This window comes from Caballeronia arvi (assembly GCF_001544695.2).
In the GTDB taxonomy this organism is placed as follows: Bacteria; Pseudomonadota; Gammaproteobacteria; order Burkholderiales; family Burkholderiaceae; genus Caballeronia; species Caballeronia arvi.
On record NZ_FCOM02000022.1, the window covers coordinates 16718 to 30878 of the forward strand.

General features: G+C 63.8%; 12 protein-coding genes, 3 tRNA genes and 1 pseudogene. 7 read left to right on the top strand and 9 right to left on the bottom strand.

Going from position 1 to position 14161, the window contains the following annotated elements:
* Positions 1–10: 10 nt before the first annotated feature.
* Positions 11–259 (bottom strand): hypothetical protein, encoded by a 249-nt coding sequence (locus AWB74_RS45735; RefSeq protein ID WP_143749300.1) that lies wholly within the window; start codon positions 257–259, stop codon positions 11–13.
* Between the two features lie 566 nt (positions 260–825).
* Here AWB74_RS45735 and AWB74_RS22780 point away from each other — a divergent pair.
* Positions 826–2706 carry an ABC transporter ATP-binding protein gene (locus AWB74_RS22780; RefSeq protein WP_235024656.1) on the top strand — a complete coding sequence of 627 codons (1881 nt, stop codon included), beginning with the start codon at positions 826–828 and terminating at the stop codon, positions 2704–2706.
* A 51-nt stretch (positions 2707–2757) separates the two neighbouring features.
* Here the strand turns inward: AWB74_RS22780 and otsA are convergent, their stop codons facing one another.
* Positions 2758–4137, bottom strand: a complete 1380-nt coding sequence (gene otsA, locus AWB74_RS22785) for an alpha,alpha-trehalose-phosphate synthase (UDP-forming) (protein WP_061148991.1) — start codon at positions 4135–4137, stop codon at positions 2758–2760.
* On the bottom strand, positions 4134–4886 hold the full coding sequence (otsB, locus tag AWB74_RS22790) for a trehalose-phosphatase (RefSeq protein ID WP_061148992.1): 753 nt from the start codon (positions 4884–4886) through the stop codon (positions 4134–4136). The genes otsA and otsB overlap by 4 nt, the downstream gene beginning before the upstream one ends.
* Positions 4887–5150: 264 nt before the next feature.
* On the opposite strand from otsB, the gene AWB74_RS22795 reads away from it, so the two are divergent.
* Together AWB74_RS22795 and AWB74_RS22800 are read left to right on the top strand one after the other, a co-directional pair.
* Complete coding sequence (locus tag AWB74_RS22795; protein WP_061148993.1) at positions 5151–5771, top strand: SCO family protein; 621 nt, start codon at positions 5151–5153, stop codon at positions 5769–5771.
* Positions 5772–5773: 2 nt separating this feature from the next.
* Entirely contained in the window at positions 5774–6709 is a 936-nt protein-coding gene (locus tag AWB74_RS22800) for a cytochrome c oxidase assembly protein (RefSeq protein WP_061148994.1), read from the top strand.
* Here the strand turns inward: AWB74_RS22800 and AWB74_RS22805 are convergent.
* The 6 genes from AWB74_RS22805 to uvrC form a co-directional block, all read right to left on the bottom strand.
* Positions 6616–7122 (bottom strand): GNAT family N-acetyltransferase, encoded by a 507-nt coding sequence (locus AWB74_RS22805; protein ID WP_061148995.1) that lies wholly within the window; start codon positions 7120–7122, stop codon positions 6616–6618. The genes AWB74_RS22800 and AWB74_RS22805 overlap by 94 nt on opposite strands.
* Positions 7123–7235: 113 nt before the next feature.
* A tRNA-Cys gene (locus AWB74_RS22810) sits at positions 7236–7309 on the bottom strand.
* Positions 7310–7387: 78 nt separating this feature from the next.
* A tRNA-Gly gene (locus AWB74_RS22815) sits at positions 7388–7463 on the bottom strand.
* Between the two features lie 87 nt (positions 7464–7550).
* Positions 7551–7626, bottom strand: a tRNA-Gly gene (locus AWB74_RS22820).
* Between the two features lie 166 nt (positions 7627–7792).
* A complete protein-coding gene (pgsA, locus tag AWB74_RS22825; protein ID WP_061123984.1) occupies positions 7793–8389 on the bottom strand; it encodes a CDP-diacylglycerol--glycerol-3-phosphate 3-phosphatidyltransferase in 597 nt (198 codons plus the stop codon).
* A gap of 97 nt (positions 8390–8486) precedes the next feature.
* The gene (gene uvrC, locus AWB74_RS22830) at positions 8487–10640 is read right to left on the bottom strand and encodes an excinuclease ABC subunit UvrC (RefSeq protein WP_061148996.1); all 2154 of its coding nucleotides are present in this window, start codon (positions 10638–10640) and stop codon (positions 8487–8489) included.
* Between the two features lie 112 nt (positions 10641–10752).
* Between uvrC and earP the strand changes: the two genes are divergently transcribed.
* From earP to AWB74_RS22850, 4 genes and pseudogenes are all read left to right on the top strand, one after another.
* Positions 10753–11931, top strand: a complete 1179-nt coding sequence (gene earP, locus AWB74_RS22835; protein WP_061148997.1) for an elongation factor P maturation arginine rhamnosyltransferase EarP — start codon at positions 10753–10755, stop codon at positions 11929–11931.
* 11 nt (positions 11932–11942) lie between these two features.
* Positions 11943–12797: pseudogene (locus AWB74_RS22840) on the top strand (elongation factor P maturation arginine rhamnosyltransferase EarP); the annotation flags it as partial.
* A gap of 188 nt (positions 12798–12985) precedes the next feature.
* Positions 12986–13543 carry an elongation factor P gene (gene efp, locus AWB74_RS22845; protein ID WP_061123987.1) on the top strand — a complete coding sequence of 186 codons (558 nt, stop codon included), beginning with the start codon at positions 12986–12988 and terminating at the stop codon, positions 13541–13543.
* A 259-nt stretch (positions 13544–13802) separates the two neighbouring features.
* Positions 13803–14144 carry a BON domain-containing protein gene (locus tag AWB74_RS22850; RefSeq protein ID WP_061148998.1) on the top strand — a complete coding sequence of 114 codons (342 nt, stop codon included), beginning with the start codon at positions 13803–13805 and terminating at the stop codon, positions 14142–14144.
* The last annotated feature ends 17 nt before the right edge of the window (positions 14145–14161 follow it).

Below are 14161 nucleotides of genomic sequence, written 5' to 3' on the forward strand. Positions count from 1 at the left end.
CGTGAAACTCCTAATGAAAGGTCAGGCTAAGTGCTGCTGTCGTGTTGACGTTGGAAGCGAATCGCTCGGCTCGGGCGAAGCTTTCCGCGGCGCGATCGCCGCGGCGCTGGAGCTGATGCTCGAGTGAAAAAGCGGGGTCGCTGATCACCGGTTTGTCGCGCAGGCGTTCCGACGAAGCAAATAAGGTTCCACATCTCAAAAACCGCCGCGCGCCAGCAATTAACGCGCATTCGCTTCGGCGGTTGACCGGAACTTGCAAAAACCTGTCGATGACCTAAGGGCAAACCCGGAGCGGATTATGGAGCTTTTTACTGAGCACCGGCGGCAGTCATTTCAACTTATTTACCTTGTTACAAGGGGGAAACACTTTGCAAACCCCTGTTTATTAGGGTTGTTCTACATTTGAGCACGGGCTTCGACGATGCTCGGGCGATGACACGTGCTTTGCGGTGGCTGACTGGCGCATTTGCGGCGCGGCAGCACTTGCCGCCGATGTCTGGCGCGGGACATGCTTTTTTGAAACCTTGCGTCTGGTCGAACCGTCAGCCCGGCGAGCACTGCATCGCAAAAGTTGCGCAGTGTGCTTACAATGCGCGCCCGTACCGTGAGCCGCGCGCCCGGCGGCGCCGGGCCGCAGCCCATATTTAGCGCGGACGATGTTCGGAGGGCCACATGCGCCGAGCGTCATATGCCCGAAGACGCGTTGCCCCTGCCCGATACTGGCTACAATTCGGGATGGAGACGGCGCAGCGTCGCCTCGCTTGACGTCAGTCGCGCCGGATCGGGCGACGCATCGCATGCCGGTTGCCGCAGATTGCACCGCGCATGGCAGTGCCCGAAGGCGCAACATACGCTCAACCGCTCTACGACCAAAAAAGACCATTGGACCAACTCACCGTCTCCCAGCGTAACGCGCACAACGCGAAGCTTTCGAGCTACGCGCACCGACCGCTCGCGTTCCTGTTGCGTTACATCCGCCGGCACCCGGTGGCGCATGCCATCGTGCTCTTCAGCGTGTTCGCGGCAGTCGGCTGCGCCCTCGCCTCCCAATATGCGATCAAACATCTGATCGACGTGCTCGGACAAGGCCGCGGGCATCCCGGCCCACTTTGGGGCGCGTTCATGATCCTGGTCGGCCTGATCGCCGCCGATAACCTGCTGTGGCGGGTCGGCGGCTGGGTCGGCGCGCACGTGTTCGTGATCGTCACCGGCGACTTGCGCAAGGATCTCTTTTCCTACTTGTCCGGCCACTCGCCGACGTATTTCTCCGAAAAGCAGCCGGGCATGCTTGCGAGCCGGATCACGGCGACATCGAACGCGATCTATACGTCCGAAAACGTGATGGCGTGGAACGTCCTGCCGCCGTGCATCGCGGTGCTGGGCGCGATCGTGATGATCGTTACCGTGAATCCGCTGATGGCGGCCGGTTTGATGTTCTCGTCGCTGGTTCTCGCGCTGATCCTCTACCGGCTCGCGAAGCGCGGCTCGGCGCGGCATCACAGTTTCGCTTCGAAGGCGGCGTCGGTGGATGGTGAACTCGTCGACGTGATCGGCAATATGTCGCTCGTGCGCGCGTTCGGCATGACCTTCCGCGAGCAAAAGCGCTTCGGCTCGACCGTGAAAGCCGAAATGGTCGCGCGCCAGCAAAGTCTGCTCTATCTCGAAAAGCTGCGTCTCTTTCACGCGGTCGTGACGGCGATTCTCTCCGCCGGCCTGCTCGGCTGGGCGCTGTGGCTGTGGTCGCAAGGCCGCGCGACGTCTGGCGACATCGTCCTCGTCAGCTCGCTTGGCTTCACGATCCTGCACGGCACGCGCGATCTCGCCGTTGCGCTCGTCGATGTGACGCAGCACGTCGCGCGTCTCGCCGAAGCCGTGCAGACGCTGCTCGAGCCGCACGGCATGCCGGACCGCTCGGACGCGACTGAGCTCGTGCCGCAAGGCGGGCGCGTCGATTTCGAAGGCGTCACGTTCGCGTATCCGCGCCGCCGCCCGATTCTCGACAACTTCCATCTGCATATCGAACCGGGCCAGCGCGTCGGCCTGATCGGCAAGTCGGGCGCGGGCAAGTCGACCGTGCTCGCGCTGCTGCAACGCTTCTACGAGACGCAGAAAGGCAGCATCAGGATCGATGGTCAGGATATCGGCGCGATCACGCAGGACAGCCTGCGCCATGCGATCGCGCTCGTGCCGCAGGATATTTCGCTGTTCCATCGGACCGTGTTCGAAAACATCGCGTACGGGCGTCCGGAAGCAAGCCGCGAGGAAGTGCTCGCCGCCGCACGCGAGGCGCGCTGCACGGACTTCATCGAGGCGATGCCCGAAGGCTTCGACACGATCGTCGGCGACCGCGGCGTGAAATTGTCGGGCGGCCAGCGCCAGCGCATCGCGATCGCGCGCGCGATCCTCAAGAACGCGCCGATTCTGCTGCTCGACGAAGCGACGTCCGCGCTCGACAGCGCATCGGAGGAAGCGATCCAGCAGGCGCTCGACCGGCTGATGGTCGGCCGCACGGTGATCGCGATCGCGCACCGGCTGTCGACGCTGCAAAACTTCGACCGCATCATCGTGATGAGCGCGGGCAAGGTCATCGACGACGGCTCGCCGCAGGAATTGCGCGACCGTCCGGGGCTCTACCGCGAGTTGCTCTCGAAGCAGCACGGCAAGGTGCCGTCGATCGTCGCGACGCCGCACAAGCAGCCTGCTTGATCCGGCTCCGAAGAAGAAAAGCCGCTGTTCCTTTCTGGACAGCGGCTTTTTTTACGCCTTCAGATCCCGCATGAAGTTGTCGCGCCAGACCGAGACATTGTTCTCACGCAGTTGCGCCATCATTTCGTCGTAGCGCGCTTTTCGCTCGTTCAGGGGCATCTGGAGCGCGGCGGCGAGCGCATCGGCCATGCCGTCGACGTCGAGCGGATTCACGATCAGCGCCGCCGTCAGTTCGCGCGCGGCGCCCGCGAACTGCGACAGCACCAGCACGCCGGGATCGTCCGGATCCTGCGCCGACACATATTCCTTCGCGACGAGATTCATGCCGTCGCGCAATGGCGTGACGAGGCCCACGTGCGCCTCGCGAAACAGCGCCGCGAGCACCGGCCGCTCGTACTGCCGATGGATATAGCGAATCGGCGTCCAGTCGAGCTCGGCGTACCGGCCGTTGATGCGGCCCGATTCCGCTTCGAGTTGCAGACGGATATCGCGGTAAGCGTCGACATCCGTGCGGGTCGGCGGCGCGATCTGCAGGAACGAAACGTTGTTGCGTTGATGCGAGTCGTGCTCGATCAGCCGCTCGAACGCGCGGAACCGCTCGACGAGACCTTTCGAATAATCCAGCCGGTCGACACTCATCACCAGCTTGCGATGATGCAGCGTCGACTTGACGATCTCGACGTCGCGCCCGCTTTCGCCGTGCTTCGCGAGTGCGGCGATTTCATCGGGATAGACGCCGATCGGATACGCCGCGGCGCAGAGCGTCCGGCCGAACGCACGCACTTCGACCGGCTTCGCGCCGTCGCGCCGCAACGCGCCGCCCGCCTCCGTCTCGACGTACTCGCAAAACGCGCGCAGATCCGGCTCCGTCTGAAAGCCGAGCAGATCGAACGCGCAGAGCGCCTCCACCAGCTCGCGATGGCGCGGCACGGCGAGCAGAATCTGCGACGCGGGAAACGGAATGTGCAGAAAGAATCCGATGCGATTCTTCACGCCCAGCGCACGCAGCGCCTGCGCGAACGGAATCAGGTGATAGTCGTGCACCCAGATCACGTCGTCGGGCTTGAGCAGCGGTGCGAGCTGCGCGGCGAGCCAGCGATTCACGCGGCAATAGCCGTCGTATTCGTGTCGATCGAACTCGATCAGATCCGGACGATAGTGAAACGCCGGCCAGAGCGTCGCGTTCGAGAAACCGCGGTAGTACTGGTCGTAATCGCGCCGCACGAGCCCGATGGTCGCGAAGGTCACCGGGCCGTGTTCTTCGAGCTTGATGTCGTCGGGCGCGGAGCTCAGCACGTCGCCGCTCCAGCCGAACCACATGCCACCGGTTTCCTTGAGCGCGTCGTACACGCCGACCGCGAGACCGCCCGCCGCGGGGCCGCCTTCGGAAATCGGCGCGACGCGGTTCGAAACGATGATGAGGCGGTTCACGCGTGCTTCCCCGCCGTGCCCCCGATCACTTGCAGCCAGTCGAGCAGCAGTTCGACCGATTCGATGCGCGCCCGCGCGACCGTATCGCCGGCGCCGATTTTGACCGAAAGTCCATCGAACTCATTGACGACGGCGAAGCCTTTCTCATCGGTGAGATCGTCGCCGATGAACACGGGCTTGCGCCCCGTGAACGGCGGCTCGGCCATGTAGGCGCGCACCGCGCGGCCCTTGTCGACGTCCTTCGGCTTGATCTCGTAGACCATCTTGCCCGGCTGCAGCACATACGCATCGGCGTAGTCGGCGACGAGCTTTTCGGTCGCCGCGCGCGCGGCCGGTTCGCGGTCCGGCGCGTTGCGGTAGTGCAGCGCGAGCGCCGCGCCCTTGATTTCGAGCAGCATGCCGGGATTCGCGCTGACGACCTTCTCGAGCGCGTGCTCCATGCGCAGCAGCCGCTCGTCGTTGAAGCCGATGCGCTGCACGTCGCCGTTGGAATCGCGCCGTTCCGCGCCGTGCATGCCCGCGACGGGCAAATCCGCCATCTGCAGAAACGAATCGATGTTGTCGATGCCGCGCCCCGATATGACCGCCACCGCGCCGTTGGTCGCGCGCCGCAGCGCCGCGAGAATGTCCGGAACTGAGCGCGGCACGAAAATGCCATCGGGCGTGGAAGCGAGTTCGACGAGCGTGCCATCGAAATCGAAGAAAAAAGCGGTCTCGGCAAGAGACAGGGAATCGGGAAGAATTTGCATCGATCTTGAGCCTGTGGTTTGCCTGTGAGGTGGCGCGCGCCCGTTTCGGACGACGCAATGCGAGCGCATCTTACCGCGCGAAGGCTTTCGATTAGGAAAGGTCTTAGCTTACAACCTTGTCGATCCGCCCTTTCAGCGCGCTTGAACTGTGCGGCAAATCGTCTCAAAAATAGTCCGATAGCGACATGATGCGCTGGCGGCGCGGCGAAAGGCGTGTATTTTGCGACGGTTCCCGTATCGAATCATCCTGCAACACGCTCCCCGATGCACGCTTCGTTCCTCGATTTCCTCCGCCGCTCGCTACGCTTGGTCGCCGTTTTTGCGCTGTGCGCGCTCGCCGCCTGCTCGAAGCCGGCCGAGCCGTGGCGCCTGACCGACGTATCGGGCCATCTTCCGGATCTGGACTTTTCCCTCGTCGACGACGGCGGCACTCATGTCACCGGACAATCGTTCGCGGGCCGCACGACGCTCGTCTATTTCGGCTACACCCATTGCCCCGATGTCTGCCCGGAAACGATGGCGCGGCTCATGCAGGTGTTGCAGCGCGTCGGGCCCGACGCGGACAAGACGCGCATCGTGTTCATCTCCGTCGATCCGGCGCGCGATACGCCTGCGCTCCTGCACGCCTACGTGCGCGCGTTCGACGACAAACACGCCGTCGGCCTGACGGGCACGGATCGCGCGATCGAATCGGTTGCGCAGCGTTATCGCGTTGCGTATCAGATGGAAAAGCGCGATCCGGACGGCGCATACGAAGTCACGCATAGCTCCGCCGTCTATATCTTCGATGCTGCCGGTCACGCGCGCCTGCTCGCGACCGACCACGATTCCATCGAAGCCATCGCGAGCGATCTGAAGCGTGTGATCCACGCGAAGGACGCCTGACGATGAGCACGCTTCTGTACTGGCTTGATCCGTGGGAGCCGTCGCCGACGGTCGTGATCGCCGTGCTCGTCGCCGGAATTCTGTTCGCGCGCGGCGCGCGGCATGCGCGGGTGCCGGTCGGGCGGCGCATCGCGTTCTGGTTCGGTTTGACGGCGCTGTACGTCGCGCTGCACACGCGCCTCGATTACTTCTTCGAGCACGAGTTCTTCATGCATCGCCTGCAGCATCTCGTGCTGCATCATCTCGGGCCGTTTTTGATCGCGTTGTCGTATCCCGGCGCGGCGCTGCGCGCGGGCATTCCGTTCGCCTGGCGTCGGCGCCTGCGGTGCGCCACGCAAACGCGCGTCGCGCGCGGGTTCTTCGATTTCGTGTTCAACCCGGTGATCGCGGTCACGCTGTTCGTCGGGCTGATCTATTTCTGGCTGCTTTCGCCGATCCACTTCAAGGCGATGCTCGATTACCGGCTCTATCGCGTGATGAACTGGAGCATGGTCATCGACGGTCTGCTGTTCTGGTGGCTGATTCTCGACCCGCGCCCGGCGCCGCCCGCGCGGCTCGCGCCCGGCCGGCGGGTTCTCGTGGTGATCGCCGCGATTCCGCCGCAGATCATCCTCGGCGCGTACATCTTCTTCACGCCGCACGAGCTGTATCCGATCTATTCGATCTGCGGCCGCGCGTTCACCTGGATCACGCCGATGCGCGATCAGCAGATCGGCGGCCTTCTGCTGTGGATTCCCGGCTCGATGATGAGCGTGATCGGCGCGTTGATCGCGCTGCGTCACTGGATGCGGCTGTCGGCGCGTTCGCGTCTGCGAAAAGAGCGCGAAGTCGAAAAGTCAGCGCGTCATGAAGGCAAGCCGGGACGGCGCATCCAGACGTGCGGAATGCCGTCCTCGTCGTGCACGCCCGACGACGGCTCGAAGCCGAACGCGCCGTAGAAACGCTGCAGGTGCGCTTGCGCGTGCAGGCTGATCGGCTGATCGGGCCATTGCTCGAGGATGCGTTCGATGGCGCGCTCGAGCATCGCGTTGCCGAGCTTCATGCCGCGAAAGTTCACGGTCGTCAGCACGCGGCCGATGCGCACGTCCTTCTCGCTGTCGTCCGGACAGCCGGGCAACAACACGCGCAAATAGCCCGCGAGCGCCGGGCGCTTCTTGCCTTTGTCATCGCCTTCGCCATAGGCGAAGAGATGCCACGCATCGACGTCGAGCCCGTCGATATCGCCATACACGCAATTCTGCTCGACGACGAACACGGCGCTGCGCGCGGCAAGCATGTCGTAGACCTCGGCGGTCGTCAGGTCGTCGAAGCGCTTCCAGCGCCATTCGAGTTGGGAGAGTCGATCGGTCATGGGAGTCGTGTGCAAGAAGTACGGAGATTATGCCGCTCGGTGAGATGACACGAAATCGCCGGCAAAAACGGCGTGCAAATAGAAAAAGCCCTGACGAATCAGGGCTTTTTACTTGGAGGCGCGGACCGGAGTCGAACCGGTCTAAACGGCTTTGCAGGCCGCTGCATAACCGCTTTGCTACCGCGCCGTTATGCGTTCTGATGCATGCCGCCATTCCGACGACAAACTCACCAAACAAAAAGGGAAGCTTGGCTTCCCCTTTGACTGGAGCGGGAGACGAGTCTCGAACTCGCGACCTCAACCTTGGCAAGGTTGCGCTCTACCAACTGAGCTACTCCCGCATTATCCTGCGACGCTGCTACTGCCGATTTCCGATGCTTCGTTACGCCGAGCCAATTGGCGCCGATTACATCGAAAATTTCAAAATCTGGAGCGGGAGACGAGTCTCGAACTCGCGACCTCAACCTTGGCAAGGTTGCGCTCTACCAACTGAGCTACTCCCGCAGATTTACTGCTGAACTCTTCTGCTACTGCGCTTGCTGCGTCGCGCCGTGCATCAGAGAAACGAGATTATGTAGAAGGCAAACAGGGCTGTCAACTGTTTTGTGAGAGGAATTTGGCGCTTCGATTTCCCGAATGCGCAATTTCTGCGCGCGCGCACGCTGCCCCGTCACAGCATGCCGCCGCGCTCGCGGATCTGCGGCCACGCGAGCTTCATGTAGTAGAGCATCGACCAGACGGTGAGGAACGCCGCGACATAGATGAGCCACAAGCCCCATACGCGCGCGTCGAGGACCCATTGCGTGCCGGCGATCCTGAGCGGCCCGTAGAACAGCAGCATCGGAATGGCGACCATCTGGCATACGGTCTTGAACTTGCCGAGCTGATTCACCGCGACGCTCTTCGATGCGCCGATCTGCGCCATCCATTCGCGCAGCGCCGAGATCGTGATCTCCCGCCCGACGATGATCAGCGCGATCACCGCATTCAGACGTCCGAGCTGGACGAGCACGAGCAGCGCGGCTGTGACCATCAGCTTGTCGGCGACCGGGTCGAGGAACGCGCCGAACGAGGACGTCTGATCGAGCTTGCGCGCGAGAAAGCCGTCGAACCAATCGGTGAGTGCGGCGAGCACGAAGATGAGCATGCCGAGCAAGTTGCGATGCTCCGGGCTCATCATCATGTCCGGCAAATAGAACACGCCCACGACGAGCGGAATCAGCACGATTCGCAGCCACGTCAGGAAGATCGGTAGATTGAACGGCATGGGCGAAAGCGGTTGAGGGACATGTAAGGAAGCCGCCATTGTGCCGCGTCGACCCCGCGCTCACAAGGCGCGGGCGAGCGCGGCGCGCCTTTCCTGCTCAATGCAACTGACGATAAATCTGCTGCGCGAGCGCGAGCGAAATGCCTTCGACGCTCGCCAGATCCTCGACGCTCGCCGCCTGCACGCCGCGCAATCCGCCAAAGCGCGACAAAAGCTTCTGGCGTCGCTTGGCGCCGACGCCTTCCAGCTCCTCCAGCCGCGACGTCTGCCTCGCCTTCGCCCGCTTCGCGCGCATCCCGGTGATGGCGAAGCGATGCGCCTCGTCGCGGATCTGCGCGACCAGCATCAGCGCCGCGCTTTCCTTGCCGAGTTCGAGCGCGGGCCGGCCATCGGCGAAGACGAGCGTTTCGAGTCCGACCTTGCGCCCTTCTCCCTTCGCTACGCCAACCAGCATGCCGTGATCCAGCCCGAGCTCGGAGAACACCTGCCGCGCGATCTCGACCTGGCCCTTGCCGCCGTCGATCAGGACGATGTTCGGCAGCGTGCCGCCCGCGGCCACGGCGGTCGCGGCGTCAGGCGTGACGTTGGGATCGGCGGCATCGTCGGGTTGCAGGGTCGTGGCTTCGTCATTTGCGTTCGCGGCCGCCTGCGCGACCATCTTTTCGTAGCGGCGCGTGAGCACCTGGCGCATCGCGGCATAGTCGTCGCCGGGCGTGATGCCGGCGATGTTGTAGCGCCGATACTCGCCCGACTGCATCTTGTGATGGTGATACACGACGCACGATGCCTGCGTCGCCTCGCCCATCGTATGACTGATATCGAAGCACTCGATGCGCAAGCTCGCGAGGTCGTCCATCTCCATGCTCAGCGTGTCCGCGAGCGAGCGCGTGCGCGCCTGCTGCGAGCCTTGCTCCGACAAAAGACGCGCGAGCGCGAGCTTCGCGTTGTTTTCGGCCATCGACAGCCATGCGCGCTTCTGCCCCTGTGGCTGCCGCAGCAGCGTCACCCTGTGTCCCGCCTGCTCGATCAGCAGATCGACGAGCTGGCGGCTCGCCGGCGCATGGCTCACGACGAGCACGGGCGGAACGCGATTGCCAATGTAGTGCTGCGCCATGAACGCTTCGAGCACTTCGGATTCGAGCGCGCCTTCGCGCAGCGTGGCTTCGCTTTCGTCTGACGCCTCCGCGGAATCCACCGCGTCCAGGTCGGCTTCGTCTTCGAAGGTCTGCGCGGGTACATCGACGAGCGTGTCCGGCGCCGCTTCGACGATTTCGTCGTCTTCGAGACCTGCTTCGTCTTCATCGCCGAGCGTCATCGCGCTTTCGACGTGCGCCGGGAAATACGCCTTGTCGCCGAGATGCCGGCCGCCGCGCACCATCGCGAGATTCACGCAGATCTTGCCGCCGAGCGCGACGACCGCGAGGATATCGACGTCGCTCTCGCCGCCCACTTCGATCGCCTGCTGATGCAGCACGGTCGCGAGCGAACTCATCTGATTGCGCACCGCCGCGGCCTGCTCGAACTTCAGATCGGCGGCGAACGCGTGCATCTTCTGCTCGAGCTCCTTCATCACTTCGCCCTGACGCCCGAGCAGAAAGCGCGATGCGTTCGACACATCGCGCGCGTAATCTTCCTCACTGATGAGGCCGGTGCACGGCGCGGTGCAGCGTCCGATCTGATGCAGCAGGCACGGCCGCGTGCGGTTGCTGAACACCGAGTCCTCGCACGTGCGCAACTGGAACACGCGCTGCAGGATCTGGATGCTCTCGCGCACCGCCCACGCGCTCGGGAACGGGCCGAAGTACTGGTTCTTCTTGTCGACGGCGCCGCGGTAATAGGCCATGCGCGGAAATTTGTGGCCGGTGAGCTTGAGCAGCGGATACGACTTGTCGTCGCGAAAGAGAATGTTGTAGCGCGGCGCGAGCGCCTTGATCAGATTGTTTTCGAGCAGCAGCGCTTCGGCTTCCGAGCGCGTCACCGTCGTCTCGATCTTGCGGATGCGCGTGACCATCATCGCGATGCGCGGCGAGTGCAGCGTCTTCGTGAAGTAGCTCGACACGCGCTTCTTCAGATTGCGCGCCTTGCCGACGTAGAGCACGTTGCCCTCGCCGTCGTAATAGCGATACACGCCGGGCAGATGCGGCAGTTGCGCGAGCGTCTTTTTCGGATCGAAGTCCGCGATTTCCGGATTGGACGGCTTGTCCGTCTTACGCGGATCGGAAGCGGGTTCGTGTGCGGCGGAATCAGTCATGCAGCGAAGTCGCGAGGATGCGGGGACGGCACGGGCGGACAAGCATGCGCCGCGCCGCGGGCAATATTCTAGAATCGCCAGTTTAGAACATTACGCCGCGCGCCTTCGTCCCATGACTTCGCTTCCCGACGCCACGAAAGCCCCTGAACTTGCCTGTGACATCGCCTGCGACATCTTCTGCGCGGTGGTCGACAACTTCGGCGACATCGGCGTGTGCTGGCGCCTCGCGCGGCAGTTGCATATCGAACACGGCTGGCGCGTGCGGCTTTTCGTCGACGATCTGACCGTGTTTCATGCGCTCTGCCCGGAAGTCGACGCGACGCTCGACCGACAGCAGGCGCAGGGCATCGTCATCGAGCACTGGCGCGAGCCGGCGCACGCGGGCGACACGCTGGCCATCGCCGATGTCGTGATCGAAGCGTTCGCGTGCGAGCTGCCGCATGCGTATATCGCCGCGATGGCGCGCCGCGCGCCGAAGCCCGTGTGGATCAACCTCGAATATCTGAGCGGCGAGGACTGGGTCGCCGATTTCCACATGCGGCCGTCGCCGCACCCGCGTTATCCGCTCGACAAGAGCTTCTTCTTTCCGGGACTCGGCAAGGGCACGGGCGGCGTGCTGAAGGAACGCGATCTCGATGCGCGGCGCGCGCGCTTCGATGCGGCGGCGTGGTGGAAGGAGCGCGTGGGTATCGAACGGCCCGGCGCCGGCGCGACGGTCGTGTCGCTGTTCGCCTATGAAAATCCCGCCGTCGATGCGCTCCTCGCACAATGGCGCGACGGCGCCGCGCCCGTCGTCCTGCTCGTTCCGGAGGGCCGCATTTCGGGCGCGCTCGCCCGCTTTTTCGACGTGCCGAAGTTCACCGCCGGCGTAACGGCACGCGCGGGCGCGCTGGAAGCGCACGCGCTCGGCTTCGTCGAGCAGCCGCGTTTCGACGAACTGCTCTGGGCCGCCGACATCAATTTCGTGCGCGGCGAAGATTCCTTCGTGCGCGCGCAATGGGCGAGGAAACCGTTCATCTGGCACATCTACCCGCAAGCTGACGACGCCCATCTGCCGAAGCTCGACGCCGCGCTCGCGCACTACACGAGCACGCTCGATCCGTCCGCGCGGGATGCGGTCTCGCGCTTCTGGCACGCGTGGAACGGCACGGGCGTACCGGACTGGGCCGATTTCTGGCGGCATCGCCCGGCGCTCGACGCACGCGCCGCGCGCTGGGCCGACGAACTCGCCGGCATCGGCGATCTGGCGGGCAATCTCGTCGCACACGTCGCCGCGCGCAGGGCCGGATGAAACGCGCGCCGCCTCGTCCGGATATCGCCGCGATGGCGCGCCGCGCGCCGAAGCCCGTGTGGATCAACCTCGAATATCTGAGCGGCGAGGACTGGGTCGCCGATTTCCACATGCGGCCGTCGCCGCACCCGCGTTATCCGCTCGACAAGAGCTTCTTCTTTCCGGGACTCGGCAAGGGCACGGGCGGCGTGCTGAAGGAACGCGATCTCGATGCGCGGCGCGCGCGCTTCGATGCGGCGGCGTGGTGGAAGGAGCGCGTGGGTATCGAACGGCCCGGCGCCGGCGCGACGGTCGTGTCGCTGTTCGCCTATGAAAATCCCGCCGTCGATGCGCTCCTCGCACAATGGCGCGACGGCGCCGCGCCCGTCGTCCTGCTCGTTCCGGAGGGCCGCATTTCGGGCGCGCTCGCCCGCTTTTTCGACGTGCCGAAGTTCACCGCCGGCGTAACGGCACGCGCGGGCGCGCTGGAAGCGCACGCGCTCGGCTTCGTCGAGCAGCCGCGTTTCGACGAACTGCTCTGGGCCGCCGACATCAATTTCGTGCGCGGCGAAGATTCCTTCGTGCGCGCGCAATGGGCGAGGAAACCGTTCATCTGGCACATCTACCCGCAAGCTGACGACGCCCATCTGCCGAAGCTCGACGCCGCGCTCGCGCACTACACGAGCACGCTCGATCCGTCCGCGCGGGATGCGGTCTCGCGCTTCTGGCACGCGTGGAACGGCACGGGCGTACCGGACTGGGCCGATTTCTGGCGGCATCGCCCGGCGCTCGACGCACGCGCCGCGCGCTGGGCCGACGAACTCGCCGGCATCGGCGATCTGGCGGGCAATCTCGTCGCACACGTCGCCGCGCGCAGGGCCGGATGAAACGCGCGCCGCCTCGTCCGGCCCGGCCATACGACTCGCCAAATAAGCAAAAACTCAGTTAAAATAAGCGGTTATCCGAGGAATCGGGCGCACGAGCGCGTGCAGCCCGGACGGCCAGAATGCGCATTCCTCGTTAGCCATTCATTTCAGGCATTCCAGCCAATTCCATTCGTACAGGACCCAGTTTTATGAAGACCGCACAAGAACTCCGCGTCGGCAACGTCGTCATGATCGGCAGCGATGCCATGGTCGTGCAGCGCGCCGAGTACAACAAGTCGGGCCGCAACGCCGCGGTCGTCAAGATGAAGTTCAAGAACCTGCTGACGAACGCCGGCATGGAAACCGTGTACAAGGCGGACGACAAGTTCGACGTCGTCGTGCTCGACCGCAAGGAAGTCTCGTACTCGTACTTCGCAGACCCGATGTACGTCTTCATGGACGCCGACTACAACCAGTTCGAAGTCGAAGCCGAAATGATGGGCGACGCGCTCAACTACCTCGAAGACGGCATGGCGTGCGAAGTCGTGTTCTACAACGAGAAAGCCATCTCGGTCGAACTGCCGACCACGCTGGTTCGCGAAATCGTCTACACGGAACCGGCTGTCAAGGGCGACACGTCGTCGGGCAAGGTGCTGAAGACCGCCAAGCTGAACACCGGGTTCGAGTTGCAAGTGCCGCTCTTCTGCAACATCGGCGACAAGATCGAAATCGACACCCGCACGAACGAATATCGCAGCCGCGCGTAAGCCGCACGCGACTCAGTCGTAAGCCAGGCGGCTCACAGACCGCCGCCGGCCCCCAGAAAAGCGCCCCTTCGCGGGCGCTTTTTCTTTTGCATGAATTTTTTGACAATTTCAGGCAAACTTTACCGCTTCCCTGCCGTTCGATTTCGGTGCCAATCGACCGATGGATTCGCGTCCGGACCGCGCGGATCGTCCCTATCGGAAAAATTAACTGAGTGGCACGATTTCTGCTCTTGAAGCAGATCAAGTTTTCGGAACCGACATGCCAAACATGCCTTTCGGCGGAAGCCGGTTTCTCTGTGCCGCGGCGCTCGTCGTGACGGCGCTCGCTTTCGTCGGGTGCAAGTCGACGCCGTCGGCATCGGCGAACACGGGCGGCGAGATCGCCAGCGACGATGCCGCACTCGCAGCTCGCGTGAAAGCTGCGCTCGTCGCCGATCCGGGACTGAAAGCTCTGCCGATGAGCGTTGCGACTTATCGCGGCGTCGTGCAGTTGTCCGGCTATGTGGATTCGGAGATGCAGATTCAGAAAGCGCTCGCCGTGGCGCGAGGCGTGCCGGGCGTGCAGTCGGTGAGCAACGAACTGCATCTCAGGCCGCAATGACGCACGCGCGGTAAAGA